Below are 15,442 nucleotides of genomic sequence, written 5' to 3'. Positions count from 1 at the left end.
CTAGCTCTGCGGCTGGTCGTCGAGCCGCTGGGCGGCTTCCTCACGGCCCTGGTCCATTTCGGCCATGGCCTCGGGCACCTCGTTGGCGATGTAGTCGCCGCCGCGCCCGGTGGGCAGTCCGCCGAAGGCGTAGTTCTCGTCGAGCGCGGGCGAGGCCAGGGGCTTGCGGCGCTTCTCGGCCTGCTCGATGATCGGCTCGAGGCGCTTGGCCTTCGCGGCGACGGCCTTCTCGTCGCGTTCGATGAACTCGGGCAGCACGTGCTTGCCCATCAGTTCGATCGATTCCATGGTGGCTTCGTGGCTGCGCGGGTTGAGCAGCAGGATGATCTCGTCCACCCCGGATGCCTCGTAGCCGCGCAGGAATTCGCGCACGGTCTCCGGGGAGCCGATCGCACCGCGCCCGGGTCCGTAGGCCAGGGTCTCGTCGCCCTTGACCGCGTCGAGGTACTTCTCCCACACCCCGGTGCGGCCGGGGGTGTGCTGGCCGGTCATGTAGTAGTGCATGATGCCGAAGGAGAAGAACCCGCCGCCCACGCCGAGCCGGTCGATGGCCTGTTTGTCGGTGGGGGCCACCATCATCGACAGGTCGCCGCCGATGGCCAGGATGTTCGGGTTGAGCACCGGGATCGTCGGGGCGGCGTTCTCTTCGAATTCCTTGTAGTAGCCGCGCACACGGTCACCGAGCGCTTCGGGCCCGGTGTAGGCGAAGCTGAGCGCGCCGATGCCCTTCTGCGCGGCCATCTGCACCGAGGAGGGCCGGGTGCAGGCGACCCACACCGGCGGGTGCGGGCGCTGGTAGGGCTTGGGAATGACGTTGCGGGCGGGCATTTCGATGTGTTCGCCCTTGAATCCGGTGAACGGGTCCTCGGTCATGCAGCGGATGGCGACGTCGAGGGCTTCCTCCCACTGCCCGCGCTTGTCGGCCGGGTCGATCATGAATCCGCCGAGCTCGCCGACCGAGGAGGATTCGCCGGTGCCGAATTCCACGCGCCCGCCCGAGATCAGGTCCAGGGTGGCGACGCGTTCGGCCACGCGGGCGGGGTGGTTGATGGCCGGCGGCATGTGCATGATGCCGAATCCGAGCCGAATGTCCTTGGTGCGCTGGCTCGCCGCAGCCAGGAAGATCTCGGGCGCGGTGGAGTGACAGTACTCCTCGAGGAAGTGGTGCTCGGTGAGCCAGACGGTGGAGAAACCGGCCTTGTCGGCGGCCTCGACCTCGGCCAGGCCCTCCTGGAACAGCAGTCGCTCGTCTTCGGGCACCCACGGCTTGGGCAGGGCGAACTCGTAGAACAGGGATATCTTCATTGGTTTCCTCCGTGGGTTGCCGAAATATGCTGGGCCGCTATGTATCCGAAAGTCATCGCCGGGCCGATGGTGGCGCCCGCCCCGGCGTAGCTGCGGCCCATGACCGCGGCGGTGGCGTTGCCGGTCGCGTAGAGCCCGTCGATCACCGTGCCGTCCGCGCTCAGCACGCGCGCGTGCTCGTCGGTGCGCAGACCGCCGGAGGTGCCCAGATCGCCCAGGACCATCCGGAAGGCGTAGTAGGGCGGTTTCCCCAGGGGCAGCAGGTTGGGGTTGGGCAGGGTGTGATCGCCGTAGTAGTTGTCGTAGACGCTGTCCCCGCGACGGAAGTCGTCGTCGTGGCCGGCGCGGGCGAGGGTGTCGAAGCGTTCGGCGGTGGCGCGCAGGCGATCCGGGGGCACGCCGATCTGTTCGGCGAGCGCTTCCCAGGTGTTCGCGGTCTTGACCACGCCGGATTCGAGCCAGTGCGGCGGGATCGCGGTCCCGGTCGGGACCGGCGCGAACGGGATCTTGGGCAGGGGCAGGTGACCGGCGATCACATACCGCCGCCACGAGCGGTCATCGGTGATGAGCCAGCTGGGCAGGTGGGTGACCCCGGCGCGTTCGCCGGCGAGCATGGCGTGCCCGAAGTCCATGTAGGGCGCGGCCTCGTTGATGTACCGCTCCCCCGCGCCGTTGACGATGAACTGCGCGGGCATCATGCGTTCGTTGAGCATGAATTGCATACGCCCGTCCGGCCATTGGATGGCGGGGAACCACCAGGACTCGTCCATCAGCTCGGTGTCCGCGCCGGCGCGCATCCCGGCGCGGATGCCGTCGCCGGTGGCGGCGGGATTGCCGAAGCTCCAGTTCTGATCGATGACCGGCTCGTGTTCCTTGCGCCAGGCCATGTCCTGTTCGAAGCCGCCGGTGGCCAGCACCACCCCGCCGTGCGCGCGTACCCGCTGCGAATGCCCGTCCCGCTCGATGACCGCGCCGAGCACGGCGCCGCCGGAGTCGGTGATCAATTCGGTCATGGGGGCGCTGAGCCACAGTGGGATGTCGTTCTCGCGCATAGCCAGTCGCAGCCGGGCGACCAGGGATTGGCCGATGGCGGCGATGCGGTCGCCGAAGACCCGGGCGCGGACCATGCGCCAGACGAGTTTGAGCAGCACGGCTTTGCCGCGCCAGGACTGGCGCACCTGGTAGAACTGGAGCAGGTCCTTGGGCCCGAGCCAGATCCCTTTGGGCGCGAGCGCGAGCGGTGCCAGCAGGGTGGCTTCGTCCTCGCCCAGCACCCGCAGGTCCAGCGGCGGGACGTTGATGGTGCTGCCCTGCACCGAGCCGCCGGGCAGTTCCGGGTAGTAGTCGGCGTAGCCGGGCTTCCACACGAATTCCAGCCGCGTGCTGAGCTTTTCGAGGAACTCCATCATCGCGGGGGCCTGCTCGACGTAGGCGCGCAGGCGGGCGTCGCTGACCAGGCCCTCGGTGATGGCGCGCAGGTACACCAGCACCTGTTCGGGGTCGGGGGTGTAGCCGTCGCGGCGTTGCGCGGGGGCGCCCGGCACCCAGATGCCGCCGCCGGAGAGCGCGGTGGATCCGCCGTAGTGCGCGGATTTCTCGACGACCAGCGTGCGCAGGCCCGCCGCCCGCGCGGCCAGGGCCGCGGTGAGCCCGCCGCCGCCGGATCCGATGACGAGCACGTCGACCGTGTGGTCGAACCCGCCTTCCGAAGGTGGTGCGGGAGGCGTTGTTTCGGTGCTCACGCGGCTCTCCGATCGTTCGGTGCGCCCCCGGCGGCCGGGAGCGCGGTGCGCAGCGCGAATCCGGCGATGAGCGCGGGCGCGGGCCGGTAGTAGCGGTCGCGCACGTCGTATCGGCCCTGGGTGGCCAGGGCGGCGAACGCGGCGACCCAGGTGCGGATCTCGTGGGCGGAGTTGCCCGCTTCCCCGGTGATCCACGGGTTCGTCCAGGTGTCGACCTGTTCGAGCCGGTTGTCGTCGAGCAGGGTCAGGAATTCCCGGTCCCAGCTCGGGTTGAGCGGTCGCAGCGTGCTTACCCCGGAGTCGAATTCCTGTGCGGCGGCGATGACCTGGCGCTCGCGTGCGGCGCGCCGTTCGGCGGTCACGGGGCCGCCGTGCACGAGTCGTTCGCGGACGGCACCGGTGGCGCCGGCCAGGGTCGGCACCGGCGGATCGTGCGAGAGTCCGCCCGATCCCAGGACCAGGACGCGTTTGCCGAGCGTCCCCAGGAATTCTCCGACCGCGGTGCCCAGGGCCCGGGCGCGGTGGATCGGGGCGAGCGGCGCGGCAACGGAATTGAGGAATATCGGCACGATCGGCACCGCGCCCACGTCCGGGAACAGCTGCCCCAGGGGTTGCACGGTGCCGTGGTCGACGTCCATGGCCACCGACACCGCGACGTCGATCCCGGCGTGCAGGGCCGCTTCGGCCAGTTCGAGGGCGAGGTCGCCGTCCACGTTCAGCGCTCCGGCGTAGGTGCCGTAGTCCCCGACCGCGTGCGCGGCGGTGCCGACGCAGAACTGCGGCATGGTGCGGTAGAAGAAGCCGTTGTAGTGGTCGGGTGAGAAGGTCACCACCAGTTCGGGATCGAACTCGCGCACGAAGTGCGCGGCCGCGCCCACCGCCGCGCTCACGTCGTCGAGCAGTTCGCGGTCGGGGCCGGGGAGTTCAAGAAGCGGGCTGTGCGAGACGCAGCACAGGGCCAGCGGCATCGTTTCCTCCTGGGGTCAGGGCGAGGGCGCGCAGCAGATCGGCGCTGAGTTCGGGGGCCGATTGCGCGATGGTGGCCCCGGCGATACAGCGGTCCGGGCGCAGGAACAGCACCGAGTCGCGGTGGCCGTCGAACCAGCGTTTCAGCGCGCCGGTGCGGTCGCCGACCACCGTCACGTCGGGGTCGTCGTGCCCGGCCCAGTGCAGCTGGGTGTGCGGGCGGGCGGCGATGAACTTCGCGCCCAGGGCTTTCCACCGCGCGAACTCGCTCTCGCCGAGCACCGCGCGCGGCTGGTTGTTCCAGCACAGCACCGCGAACCAGGGCCCGAGGACATCGTCGAGAAGGACGCCGGTGTGTTCTCTGGTGTCCACGCGCGGCTGCACGAAAAGGGTGCCCACCGCCGAGCGCGGTGACCGCGAATGCGCATGGACCACCGCACCCCGGTCGTACCGGGGCATCGGCTTGAAGCGCATACCCAGGACGTAGTTCTTGACCGGCGGTATCGCCGCGGCGGCGCGGACCAGGGCGTCGCGGACGGCGGCGACCCGGCGATCGGTGGGTGAGATGACCCGCCCGACGAGGGTGGACAGGTCGATCATGGCGCGTGCGTGCGCGCGCCGTTCCTGGTCATAGCTGTCGAGCAGGCTGTCGCGGGCGCGGCCGGTGACCACCGCGGCGAGTTTCCAGCCGAGATTCGCCGCGTCGCGGATGCCGCTGTTGTAGCCCTGGCCCTGCCAGACCGGCATCAGGTGCGCAGCGTCCCCGGCCAGCAGTATTCGCCCGCACCGGAATCGGCCCGCGATGCGTGAATGGTGGGTGTACAGGCGCTGCCGGATGATGTCCAGGCGTTCGGGATAGGGCACGAACGCGCCGAGCAGTCCGGCGACGAACGCCGGATCGGCTGCGCGGGAATCGCTTTCGTGGTCGTGGATCATGAACTCGAAGCGGCGGATGCCGTGGGCGATGGACACCGAGACGTTCGGGCGCGCGGGATCGGCGGCGACCTCGATGTTGGGGTGCCCGAGCGGGTCGGTGGCGATGTCGACCACCAGCCAGCGGGTCGGGGAGGTGGTGCCCTCGAAGGACACCCCCAGCTGTTTGCGGGTGGCGCTGCGCCCGCCGTCGCAGCCTACGACGTAGGCGGCGCTGATCAGGCGCGGGCCGGCAGGGGTGTCGAGTTCGACGGTGACGCGCGAGCCGGTGTCCACGCAGGTGGCCATGGCCGAGGACCAGGCCACTTCGACGGTTTCGAAGCGCTCGAGCCCCGCCAGCAGTTCGGCGTCGACCAGCGGCTGGACGAATCCGTTGCGCTTGGGCCAGCCGAAAGAGGTGTCGACGGGGGCGATTTCGGCCAGCAGCCGGCGGTCCGCGTCGACGAATCGCATGATCTGGTCGGGGGTGGTGTGCGGCAGGACCTGCTCGATGAGCCCGATCGATTGGAAGGTGCGCAACGATTCGTCGTCGAGGCCGACCCCGCGCGGGTAGTCGATCAGGGTGGGTCGTTCCTCGGCCACGAGGGTCCGGACCCCGTGCCCGCCGAGCGTGTTGGCCAGGGTCAGCCCCACCGGGCCGGCGCCGACGATCAGCACGTCGACTTCGGTGACAAGGGATTTCGCGGTCATCTCAGTCCGCCAGCAGGAAGCCCACGTGCAGGGCGTCGAAGGTTTTGGCGTCCTCGTACTGCGGCCAGTGCCCGCAGCCGGGCATCAGCTCGAATCGCGCGCCCGGGATCATGGCTGCGATGCGGCGGCCCTCGGCCACGTCGGCGGTGGGGTCGTCGCTGGTCCACAGCACCAGGGTGGGGGCGGTGATGGAGCCGTACTCGTTCGGGCCCAGCAGGTTTCGGGCTCGGATGACCGGGTCCTGCAGGGCCATGATGTCGCTCATGGCGGCCACGAATCCGGGCTGACGGTAGATGCGCTGGCGGCTGGCGACGATGTCGTCGTAGCCCTTGGTCTTGTCGGCCATCAGCCATGTGATGCGGGCCTGCACGGTGTCCCAGTCCGGGTCCGAGACCGCGGCCATGGACAGGGTGACGATGCGGGCCATGACCTGCGGGTCGGCCTGGGAGCCGCCGGCGGTGTTGAGCACGAGCCGGTGCACGCGCCCGGGGTGGTCGATCGCGAAGCGCGCGGCGACCCAGCCGCCGAGCGATTCGCCGCTGACGTGGACGCGGTCCACGCCGATCTCGTCCAGGAAGCGCACCAGATGCTCGACGTAGTGCGAGATTTCCAGGGGATGCCCGGGCTTGTCGGTGTAGCCGTGCCCGAGCATGTCGATGGACCAGGTCGAGAAGTGCTCGGCGTGCGCGGCCAGATTGCGGACGTACGCCTCGGCGTGCCCGCCTGAGCCGTGCAGCAGCACCAGCGTGGGTTTGTCCCGTTCACCGGCGTGCAGGTAGCGGGTGCGCACCCCGCCCACATCGAGGTAACCCTGGGTGAACGCGACCCCCTGCAGGTCGCTCCAGATGCTCTCGTACTCGGCCACTCTCGTGCCTCCCTCTGCCGTGTTCACAGCTCTGCCGATTTGCCGGTCGCGGCCGCGTGCCCGGCGCGGAAGCCGAAAACCATGCCGGGGCCCAGGGTTCCGCCCGCCCCGCCGTAGGCGCGGCCGGTGACACCGGCCATGGCGTTGCCCGCGGCGAACAGGCCGGGGATGACCGCGCCGTTCACGTGCAGCACCCGGCCGTCGCGGTCGGTGCGCGGTCCGCCCTTGGTGCCCATGGCGCCTACGGTGACCGGGACCGCGTAGTAGGGGGCGGTGTCCAAGGGGCCGAGGGTGCGCCCGGCCGCGGTCGCGGCGTGCTCGTCGCCCCAGTAGCCGTCGTAGGCGCTCGAGCCGCGCCCGAAATCCGGGTCGTGTTCGCGGGCCACCGCGTGATTCCAGGCGGTGACGGTCGCGCTCAACCCGGCCGGGTCGATACCGGTTTTGGCCGCGAGCTCGGTGAGATCGGCCGACTCACAGAACCATTCGGGCACCGGGTCCCCGGGCGCGATGCCGAGGAAGCCGTAGCGGCGCAGATGTTCGGCGTCGAAGACGATCCAGCCCGGATCGTTGACGTACCCGCCGCGCGGGTCGAGGTAGTGGAAGGCGCCGGACATGGCGTTGTATTCACCGGCTTCGTTGACGAAGCGCCGACCGGCCCGGTTGACCATGATGCTGCGCGGGCGGGTGCGCTCCAATCGCACACTGCGACTGCGTCGTCGGCCGTCGATGGTGTCGCCGGGGATGCGCACGATCGGCACCCACCAGGCTTCGCTCATGGTGCCCAGCTCCGCGCCGTGCGCCATGGCCATGCGCAGCCCGTCGCCGGTGTTGTTGGGCGGGGACACCGCACCGTGCATGGGCCCGCGCAGGTACGCGCGCACCAGGCGCGGATCCCATTCGAAGCCGCCGGTGGCCAGGACCACGCCGCCGCGGGCGCGCACGCGCACCGGACCGTCGGCGGTGTCCAGGCGTACGCCGGTGATGGTGTCCTGCGCGTCGGCGATCAGCTCGACCGCTCGCGACGCGGTGCGGATCTCGACCCCGGCCGCCAGGACCCCGGCCAGCAGGCTCGCCACCAGTGCGGTCCCGGCGACGCACAGGTCGGCGTCCGCGGCCGCCGAAGCGTGCAGTCGCGCACGGGTTTCGGCGTCGAAGCCGACGTTGCTCCAGTCGGCGGGAAAGGCCGTCAGCCGGTCGCGCCAGGGTCCGAGCCTGGCCAGGTCGAAGGCGACGGCGCTGAGGGAGCGGCCGCCGCCGGGGCGGCCGCCGGGCAGTTCGGGCTTGTAATCGGGGAAGGCGCCGGCGACTTCGAAGCGCAGCGGGCTGTGCGCTTCGACGAACTCGATCATGCGCGCGCCGGTGCGCACGAAGACCTCCACCAGGTCGTCGTCCATCGAATCGAGGGCTTGCGCGTGCAGGTAGCTCAGGGCATCGGCCACGCTCAGCGGTCCATCGGCGGCGCGGTCGTGGGCCGGGATCCAGGCGATGCCGCCCGAGACGGCGCTGGTGCCGCCGACGGTGGCGGCCTTCTCGCACACCAGCGTCGAGGCGCCGGCGGTGGCCGCTGTCAGCGCGGCGGTCAATCCCGCGGCGCCGCTGCCCAGTACGACGACGTCGACCTCGGTATCCCAGGCACGGTCGTTCGAATCCTGTTGCGAAGACACAGCTCTAGACCTCGATTCTCGAATAGCCAGAATCGTATTCTCACTACCTCGATATCGCAATCTCCATCTGTCGGTGTGCGGCTACCCGTGAGAGCTCGTAAACCCCGCCGACGTGTCCGGTCGACACATCGGCCCTGCGCGAACGTTGGAGTCTTGCTCTGTGAAAATCGCGAGAGTACTGTTCTCATCAAACGAGAACGACGTTTCGATGAGGTGAGAGGCGCGCGATGAGACTGCTGCCCGACGGCACCCGCACCCCGGTGATCGACGCCAGCGTGCACATCTTCTTCGCCTCCAACGCCGATATGCGTGCGCACCTGCGCGAACCCTTCAACAGCCGCGGCATCCCCGACGCCGAAATGGACTGGTACGGCGCACCCGGCGGCGAATACGCCCCCGGCACCCGCGGTCCCGGCAAGAGCTACCCGGGCTCGGACCCCGACCTGGTGGCCCAGCACCTGTTCGCCGACCGCGGCGTGGATGTGGCCGTGCTGCACCCCATGACCCGCGGCATCCTGCCCGACCGGCACCTGACCACCGCGGTGCTCTCGGCACACAACGACATGCTCGTCACCCGCTGGCTCGAACACGAGGTCCACGGCGCCCGCTTTCGCGGCACCCTGCGCGTGAACCCCGAGGACATCACCGGCGCACTGCGCGACATCGCCCGCTGGGGCGAGCATCCCCGCGTCGTACAGCTCGGAATCCCGCTGCAATCGCGCGAACTGTACGGCAAACCGCAGTTCTGGCCGCTGTGGGAAGCCGCCGCCGCGGCCGGGCTACCGGTGGCGATGCATATCGAGACCGGGGAGTCGATCGGCTTGCCGCCCACCCCATCCGGGCACACCCGCACCTACGAGCAGTACCTGGGCTTCATGGCGCTCAACTACGTCTACCACCTGATGAACATGATCGCCGAAGGCGTCTTCGAGCGCTTCCCGGGCCTGCGCGTGGTCTTCGCCGACGGCGCGGGCGACATGCTCACCCCCTTCAGCTGGCGCATGGACACCTTCGGCCGCCCGCACCTGGAACAAACCCCGTGGGCCCCGCGGATGCCGAGCGACTACCTGCCCGGGCACGTGCACTTCGTGCACGGCGCGCTCGACGGACCCGGGGACACCGAATTCGCCGGCGACTGGCTCGAATTCACCGGCAAGGCCGACATGGTGATGTTCGGCTCGAGCTACCCGCACTGGCACGGCGCCGATCTCGACGCGCTGCCCTCGACCCTGCGCCCCGACCAGCGCGACAAGCTCTACTGGCGCAACGCCGCCCGGCTGTACGGCATCGACATCCCCGCACCGGCCGCGGCCCGCTGAACGCCGCAGGGAGGACGACCATGACCTTGGCACACGAACGCGTTCCCGAGACCACCCCGGAACTGGTTCCGCTGCGCGTGGTGGATTCCGACGTCCACCCCGTGCCCCGGCGCGGAGAACTCGTGCAGTACATCCCCGAACCGCTGCGCAGCTCCTACTTCCTGAGCCACCGCGTCGGAGACACTATCCTCTACGACGCCCCCGACTACGCGCATTCGCTCGCCATGCGCGTGGACACTTTCCCCGCCGACGGCGAATTCCCCGGCAGCGACCCCGAACTGGCCTTCCGGCAGCTGATCCTGGACGCGGGCTCCGACATCGCGATCCTCGAACCCACCGTCAAGGCCGCCCGGCTCCCCGAAGCCACCTCCGCCCTGGCCACCGGCATCAACCACTGGCTGGCCAACCACTGGCTCGACCCGCGCAACAACTGGCATCAACGCTGGCGCGGATCGATCTGCGTGGCCATCGACGACCCGGTCGCCGCACTGCGCGAAATCGAATTCTGGGCCGGGCACGACTACATGGCCCAGATCCTCATCAAAGCCGAGCCACGGCCGTCCTGGGGCGACCCCAAATACGATCCGATCTGGGCCGCGGCCACCAAGCACGACCTGGTCGTGAGCTGCCACCTGAGCCGCGGGGCGTTCGAGACCATGCCCATGCCGCCGGTCGGATTCCCCAGCTACAACCACGATTTCATGGTCACCTACTCACTGCTGGCGGCCAACCAGATCATGAGCCTCATCTTCGACGGCGTCTTCGACCGGCATCCGGCCCTGCGCATCGTGTTCGTCGAACACGCCTTCACCTGGATCCTGCCGCTCATGTGGCGCATGGACGCCATCTACGCCCGGCGCGGATCGTTCACCGGCATCAAGCGCAAGCCCAGCGACTACGTCAAAGAGCACATCAGGTTCACCACCCAGCCGCTGGACTACCCCGAGGACAAGACCGAGCTCACCCGCGCGTTCGAATGGATGGAAGCGGACAAGATCCTGCTCTACTCCTCGGACTACCCGCACTGGACCTTCGACGATCCCCGCTGGCTGGTCAAGCACCTGCCCCCGGCAGCTCGGGAAAAGGTCATGTGCCTCAACGGCATCGAGACCTATCACCTGCCCGACATGGTGCCCGCGTTGCAGGGCCAGCGGCGCGTGGTGTTCTGAGATGGGCGAGGAACCCGAGCGGCCCCGCCTGGCCCAGGGCCGCGAACACGTGGTGGCCACCGTCGCCGAAATACCGCCCGGCGCATCGAAAGTCGTGCCCATCGGCCGGCACGGGGTCGGGGTGTACAACGTGGGCGGGGTGTTCTACGCGATCGCCAACTACTGCCCGCACGAAGGCGGACCGCTGTGCTCCGGTCGCGCGCGCGGGCGCACCGTGCTGGACGAATCCGTACCCGGCGACTCGGTCATGGTGCGCGACGGCGAATTCATCTATTGCCCTTGGCACCAATGGGGATTCGAACTCGCCACCGGCACCACCGCGGTCAAACCGGAATGGAGCATCCGCACCTATCCGGTCCGGGTGTCGGGCGACGACGTCATCGTCACCGCGTGAACAGGACTCGATGTTGAACGCTCACCCGCATCGCGGGCTCACCGTCTCGGCCCTGGGCGGCCCGCCCCGGCTACTGCGCACCTTCGCCGACCCCGAAGACCTGCCCGCCTACCGGGAATCCGGCGGCTACGGGCCGATCGCCTCGGGCACAGCCGTTCTCGACGAGGTCCGTGCGAGCGGCCTGCGCGGGCGCGGCGGCGCGGCCTTCCCCCTGGCCACCAAACTAGCCACCGTCGCCGCCGCGCACGCCCGCGGGGAACGGACCGTGGTCGTCGCCAACGGTGAAGAGGGCGAACCGGTCTCGATCAAGGACAAGTGGCTGCTGCGCCACCGCCCGCACCTGGTCCTGGACGGGCTGCGCATCGCCGCGACCGTGGCCGGCGCGGACCGCGCCTACCTGTACCTCTCCGACCCCCGAGCCGCGAGCCGCGTCGACGCCGCGCTCACCGAACTGGACGAGCATCCTCGCGAATTCGGCGGTCCCGCCATCGAATTGGTGACCGTCGACCCCGCCTACGTCGCCGGTGAGGAAACCGCGGCCGTTCGGGCCATCAATGGCGGGCCCGCGCTGCCCTCGGACAAACCACCGCGCCCCTTCGAGCACGGGGTGCACCAGCGTCCCACCGTCGTCAGCAATGTCGAAACCCTCGCCCAGCTGGCCTGGATTCACCGGCACGGCGCGCACGCCTTCCGCACGGCGGGCACCGAGCACTCCCCGGGCACCTTCCTCGCGACGGTCACCGGCGGTGACCGGCCGCCTGCCCTGTACGAGGTGCCGCACGGCTATCGCTTCGCCGATCTGCTTACCCTGCACGGAATTTCACACGACACGGTCCGCGGCGCACTGCTGGGCGGATACTTCACGGGACTGGCGGACCGAAGCATCGTGAGCGCCCGGCTCGACCCCGAATCCCTGCGCGCACAAGGGTTCGCCCTGGGCTGCGGATCGCTCACCCTGCTCACCACCGAATGCCCCGTCGCGGTGGCCGCGGCGATCCTGGACTACTTCCGCCGCGAGAACGCCGGACAGTGCGGATCCTGCTTCAACGGCACCGCCGCCATGGCCGCGGTCGCGACCGCCCTGCGCGACGGGCTCGCAGACACCGGCGACCTGGCCCGGCTCCGGCGCTGGTCGCGGGTACTGCGCGGGCGCGGCGCGTGCGGCACGCTCGACGCCGCCACCAACGCCGCCGCCACCCTGCTGGACCGCTTCGACACCGAAGTTAAAGCGCACCTGGATAATCGATGCCCCGACTGCGCGGTGCACGCATATCTCGCGGACACCCCGTTCGCGGTGGAGCAGGAGCTCATCCCGTGAGAATCCGCCTGGACCGCACCCTGTGCGACGGCTTCGGCCTGTGCGCCAAACACGCACCTGCGCACTTCCCGCTCGATGACTGGGGCTACGCCGCGCTCGCCGGAAACGGCGAGATCGCCGACGGCGACCAGGACGCCGTACTGCGCGCCCTGCTGGACTGCCCGGTACACGCCATCATCGCCATGCCCGAAACCACCGCACCCCAACCCAATTCGGAGGCTTGACCATGTCCGGCTCGAAACTGCTCGTCTTCTCCAACGCCGTCACCGGCCGCGACGCCGAATTCAACGACTGGTACGACACCAAACACCTGGCCGACGTCACCGCGGTCCCCGGCGTCACCGGCGGCGCCCGCTACGAGATCGCCGCCACCGACATCCCCGGACAACCCTCCCCCGCACACCGCTACCTGGCGGTCTACGAACTCGACGGCGAACCCGAGACCGTACTCGCCGAATTCTTCCGCCGCGCTCGCGCGGGCGAGATCCCCCTCGACGAAACCCTGGACCTGACCACGGTGGCCATGACGGTGTGGCGTTCGCGCTGAACCGCACGTCCCACACCGCGAAAGGAACCGCACCATGTCCGCGCCCGACCCGGAAAAGATCATCCGATACAGCAAGGATCCCCAGACCCGGATCGCGACGATCACCTTCGATCGCCCCGAACACCTCAACGCCCCCACCATGGCCGCCCGCCTGCGCTACGCGGACCTGCTGCACCGGGCCAACATCGACGACGAGGTGAAGGTTCTGATCGTGCGCGGCGAAGGCGAGGACTTCGGCACCGGCGCGGACCTGCCCGAATTCCTAGAGGTCCAGAACGATCCGGACCAGGGTCCCCGCCTGAGCGAATACCGCATCGGACCCGACGAAGTGCGCTATCCCCCGCCGGGATCCTTCCGGCACGGCGCGAGTATCGGGCAGTGGTACGCCAATCCCGGTGCGGGCTGCCGCAGTCTGCAGGAGTTCAAGAAGATCAGCATCGTCGAGGTCAAGGGGTACTGCTACGGCTGGCACTTCTACCAGGCCACCGACGCCGACCTCGTCATCTCCTCCGACGACGCCCTGTTCGGGCACCCCTCCTTCCGCTACTACGGCTGGGGACCGCGCATGTGGACCTGGGCGCAGACCATGGGCCTGCGCAAATTCCAGGAAATGGTCTTCACCGGACGGCCTTTCACCGCGCAGGAGATGCTGGACTGCAACTTCCTGAACCGGGTCGTCACCCGCGCGGATCTGGAAGCCGAGACCGAGAAGTACGCGCTGGCGTGCGCCCGCAACCGGCCGACGGACACGGTCTTCATGCAGAAGATCTTCTTCGAGATCATGAAGCAGCATCAGGGCGAGTACATGGGCAGCCTGCTCAGCGGCATTTTCGAATCCTTCGGCGGGTACGCCCGCCCCGACGCCGACGAACTCATGCTCGCCGATGCCCACGCCGCGGGCCTGAACACCGCGGTCAAGGACAACGACGCCGCGTTCCCGCCCGACTTCCGGCTCAGCAAATCCGGCCGCAAGAAGAAGGCCAAGAAGCGCGCGTCCTAGACCGGCGCCGAATCCAGACAGGACCGTCATGCCCTCGGTAGTGATCAACGACGGCCACGTCGTGTACGAAATCCTCGGCGACACCGGCGAACTCATCGTGCTGACCCCCGGCGGCCGCTACGGGATGGACATTCCCGGACTGCGGCCCCTGGCCGAAGCCCTGGTGGCCGGCGGGCACCGGGTGCTGCTGTGGGACCGACCCAACTGCGGTGCGTCCGACGTCCAGTTCTTCGGCCGGACCGAATCCCATATGCGCGCCGACACGCTGCGCGGGCTGCTCACCGCGCTCGAGCTGGGCCCCTGCGTGCTCGCGGGCGGTTCGGGCGGGGCCCGCGACTCCATGCTGACCGCGATCCTGTACCCGGAACTGGTGTCGCGCCTGGTGCTCTGGAACATCGTCGGCGGCATCTACGGCACCCTCAACCTCGGCGCCCACTACATCCTGCCGAGCCTGCAGGCGGTGCGCGGCCGCGGTATCGAAGGCCTGCTGCGCCTGCGGGAATGGCGCGAACGCGTGGAGGCCAATCCGCGCAATCGCGACCGCCTGCTGAGTCTGGATCGCGAGGATTTCCTGCGCCTGTCACTACTCTGGCTCCAGGCCTACGTCCCCAAACCCGGCCAGACGATCCCCGGCGTGGAAGACGACCTGTTCGACCGGATCCAGGCCCCCACCCTCATCATTCGCGGCGGCGCGAAAGACCTCGACCACCCCAAACGAACCTCCCTCGAGGTGCACTGCCTGATCGAGAACTCGGTCCTGATCGATCCCCCCTGGCCCGAAGACGCCTGGGAGCGCGCGATGGAAGACTTCGTGACCGGCCGCGCCGACCACTACAACATGTTCGACACCTGGGTACTGGCCGCCCCGGAGATCCTGAAATTCCTTGCGGACCAGTGACTTTCTCGCCAATGGCTCTGACGAGGGTCGTTTGCGTCCTGCGCGGAATCAGCCGAGCAGGATTCGGACCTCGCAGTTCAGGGCCGCCTCCAGGGCGGTCTGCACCCGGCTCTCGGGTACCCGGTCGAGGTCGGACGCGCGCAGGGTTACCGACACGACGTCGAAACCGGACGCGTCGGGGGCGCGTTCGACATCGCCGGTGAGACCGAAACCGGCGAGCACGCCGTGGGCGTCGGCGTCGGTGCCGCGGCTGAGGAAGGTCACCGGGCCTACGGTCGGGACGGTTCCGAAAACGCCGGCGCACCAGCGCACCACCTCGCGGCGGGCCATCCCCGCGTCGGTCGTGTCGACCAGTATTTGAATCTCGCGCGAGTCGACCGCCCCGGCCGCGTCCTCGATCACGACGGACCGCTCCCCCGCCTGTTCCCGTAGCCGTGCGAGGCCGGCGGCGAGCCGGGCATCGTCGAGATCCTTCGTCGGATCGACGTTCACTCGCAGCACCGCGGTTCGCATGTGCCCATGCTATCTCCCAGGCCGATCACCGGAACCGTTCCGCCACAACATGTTCGGGGGTCTTTCGCGATGCCGGGCCGGCTCCTTCGATGCGGCTTTTCGTTTTCTCGTGACTTGGG

15 protein-coding genes are annotated in these 15,442 nt (G+C 69.2%); 8 read left to right on the top strand and 7 right to left on the bottom strand.

Annotation, left to right across the window (positions count from 1 at the left end):
- The 6 genes from ACFVBH_RS24455 to ACFVBH_RS24430 are packed head-to-tail and all read right to left on the bottom strand — an operon-like array spanning position 1 to position 8,165.
- The gene (locus ACFVBH_RS24455; RefSeq protein ID WP_379004805.1) at positions 1-1,305 is read right to left on the bottom strand and encodes an LLM class flavin-dependent oxidoreductase; all 1,305 of its coding nucleotides are present in this window, start codon (positions 1,303-1,305) and stop codon (positions 1-3) included.
- Entirely contained in the window at positions 1,302-3,047 is a 1,746-nt protein-coding gene (locus ACFVBH_RS24450; protein ID WP_379004803.1) for an FAD-binding protein, read from the bottom strand. Before ACFVBH_RS24450 ends, ACFVBH_RS24455 begins: the two co-directional genes overlap by 4 nt.
- Positions 3,044-4,015, bottom strand: a complete 972-nt coding sequence (locus ACFVBH_RS24445) for a 3-carboxyethylcatechol 2,3-dioxygenase (RefSeq protein ID WP_379004801.1) — start codon at positions 4,013-4,015, stop codon at positions 3,044-3,046. The genes ACFVBH_RS24450 and ACFVBH_RS24445 overlap by 4 nt, the downstream gene beginning before the upstream one ends.
- Positions 3,972-5,636: a bifunctional 3-(3-hydroxy-phenyl)propionate/3-hydroxycinnamic acid hydroxylase gene (locus ACFVBH_RS24440; protein ID WP_379004799.1), complete on the bottom strand. Its 1,665-nt coding sequence runs from the start codon at positions 5,634-5,636 to the stop codon at positions 3,972-3,974. Before ACFVBH_RS24440 ends, ACFVBH_RS24445 begins: the two co-directional genes overlap by 44 nt.
- A 1-nt stretch (position 5,637) precedes the next feature.
- Positions 5,638-6,501: an alpha/beta fold hydrolase gene (locus ACFVBH_RS24435; protein WP_379004797.1), complete on the bottom strand. Its 864-nt coding sequence runs from the start codon at positions 6,499-6,501 to the stop codon at positions 5,638-5,640.
- A gap of 23 nt (positions 6,502-6,524) precedes the next feature.
- A complete protein-coding gene (locus tag ACFVBH_RS24430) occupies positions 6,525-8,165 on the bottom strand; it encodes an FAD-dependent oxidoreductase (protein WP_379004795.1) in 1,641 nt (546 codons plus the stop codon).
- 227 nt (positions 8,166-8,392) lie between these two features.
- Between ACFVBH_RS24430 and ACFVBH_RS24425 the strand changes: the two genes are divergently transcribed.
- From ACFVBH_RS24425 to ACFVBH_RS24390, 8 genes are read left to right on the top strand one after another with little or no spacing between them, the layout of a single operon-like run.
- Entirely contained in the window at positions 8,393-9,484 is a 1,092-nt protein-coding gene (locus ACFVBH_RS24425) for an amidohydrolase family protein (protein ID WP_379004793.1), read from the top strand.
- 20 nt (positions 9,485-9,504) lie between these two features.
- Positions 9,505-10,653, top strand: a complete 1,149-nt coding sequence (locus ACFVBH_RS24420; RefSeq protein ID WP_379004791.1) for an amidohydrolase family protein — start codon at positions 9,505-9,507, stop codon at positions 10,651-10,653.
- Position 10,654: 1 nt separating this feature from the next.
- Entirely contained in the window at positions 10,655-11,047 is a 393-nt protein-coding gene (locus ACFVBH_RS24415; protein WP_354985727.1) for a Rieske 2Fe-2S domain-containing protein, read from the top strand.
- 10 nt (positions 11,048-11,057) lie between these two features.
- Complete coding sequence (locus ACFVBH_RS24410; RefSeq protein WP_379004789.1) at positions 11,058-12,365, top strand: NADH-ubiquinone oxidoreductase-F iron-sulfur binding region domain-containing protein; 1,308 nt, start codon at positions 11,058-11,060, stop codon at positions 12,363-12,365.
- Positions 12,362-12,589 carry a ferredoxin gene (locus tag ACFVBH_RS24405; protein ID WP_379004787.1) on the top strand — a complete coding sequence of 76 codons (228 nt, stop codon included), beginning with the start codon at positions 12,362-12,364 and terminating at the stop codon, positions 12,587-12,589. Before ACFVBH_RS24410 ends, ACFVBH_RS24405 begins: the two co-directional genes overlap by 4 nt.
- 2 nt (positions 12,590-12,591) lie before the next feature.
- Positions 12,592-12,912, top strand: a complete 321-nt coding sequence (locus ACFVBH_RS24400; protein WP_379004785.1) for a hypothetical protein — start codon at positions 12,592-12,594, stop codon at positions 12,910-12,912.
- A 34-nt stretch (positions 12,913-12,946) separates the two neighbouring features.
- On the top strand, positions 12,947-13,912 hold the full coding sequence (locus tag ACFVBH_RS24395) for an enoyl-CoA hydratase/isomerase family protein (RefSeq protein ID WP_354985723.1): 966 nt from the start codon (positions 12,947-12,949) through the stop codon (positions 13,910-13,912).
- Between the two features lie 28 nt (positions 13,913-13,940).
- Entirely contained in the window at positions 13,941-14,810 is an 870-nt protein-coding gene (locus ACFVBH_RS24390; protein ID WP_379004783.1) for an alpha/beta fold hydrolase, read from the top strand.
- A 48-nt stretch (positions 14,811-14,858) separates the two neighbouring features.
- On the opposite strand, the gene ACFVBH_RS24385 is transcribed toward ACFVBH_RS24390, so the two are convergent.
- On the bottom strand, positions 14,859-15,323 hold the full coding sequence (locus ACFVBH_RS24385; RefSeq protein WP_379004781.1) for a hypothetical protein: 465 nt from the start codon (positions 15,321-15,323) through the stop codon (positions 14,859-14,861).
- Positions 15,324-15,442: the final 119 nt, after the last annotated feature.

Origin of the sequence: Nocardia sp. NPDC057668 (assembly GCF_042799795.1) — a bacterium.
In the GTDB taxonomy this organism is placed as follows: Bacteria; Actinomycetota; Actinomycetes; order Mycobacteriales; family Mycobacteriaceae; genus Nocardia.
Note: the sequence above shows the minus strand (reverse complement) of the source record. Positions and strands in the feature narration are given on the sequence as shown.

Excerpts from the sequence above, each read along its gene's own strand:
- ACFVBH_RS24455 (WP_379004805.1), bottom strand. The coding sequence starts at position 1,305 with ATGAAGATATCCCTGTTCTACGAGTTCGCCCTGCCCAAGCCGTGGGTG.
- ACFVBH_RS24445 (WP_379004801.1), bottom strand. The coding sequence starts at position 4,015 with ATGCCGCTGGCCCTGTGCTGCGTCTCGCACAGCCCGCTTCTTGAACTC.
- ACFVBH_RS24440 (WP_379004799.1), bottom strand. The coding sequence starts at position 5,636 with ATGACCGCGAAATCCCTTGTCACCGAAGTCGACGTGCTGATCGTCGGC.
- ACFVBH_RS24425 (WP_379004793.1), top strand. The coding sequence starts at position 8,393 with ATGAGACTGCTGCCCGACGGCACCCGCACCCCGGTGATCGACGCCAGC.
- ACFVBH_RS24420 (WP_379004791.1), top strand. The coding sequence starts at position 9,505 with ATGACCTTGGCACACGAACGCGTTCCCGAGACCACCCCGGAACTGGTT.
- ACFVBH_RS24415 (WP_354985727.1), top strand. The coding sequence starts at position 10,655 with ATGGGCGAGGAACCCGAGCGGCCCCGCCTGGCCCAGGGCCGCGAACAC.
- ACFVBH_RS24410 (WP_379004789.1), top strand. The coding sequence starts at position 11,058 with ATGTTGAACGCTCACCCGCATCGCGGGCTCACCGTCTCGGCCCTGGGC.
- ACFVBH_RS24400 (WP_379004785.1), top strand. The coding sequence starts at position 12,592 with ATGTCCGGCTCGAAACTGCTCGTCTTCTCCAACGCCGTCACCGGCCGC.
- ACFVBH_RS24395 (WP_354985723.1), top strand. The coding sequence starts at position 12,947 with ATGTCCGCGCCCGACCCGGAAAAGATCATCCGATACAGCAAGGATCCC.
- ACFVBH_RS24390 (WP_379004783.1), top strand. The coding sequence starts at position 13,941 with ATGCCCTCGGTAGTGATCAACGACGGCCACGTCGTGTACGAAATCCTC.
- ACFVBH_RS24385 (WP_379004781.1), bottom strand. The coding sequence starts at position 15,323 with ATGCGAACCGCGGTGCTGCGAGTGAACGTCGATCCGACGAAGGATCTC.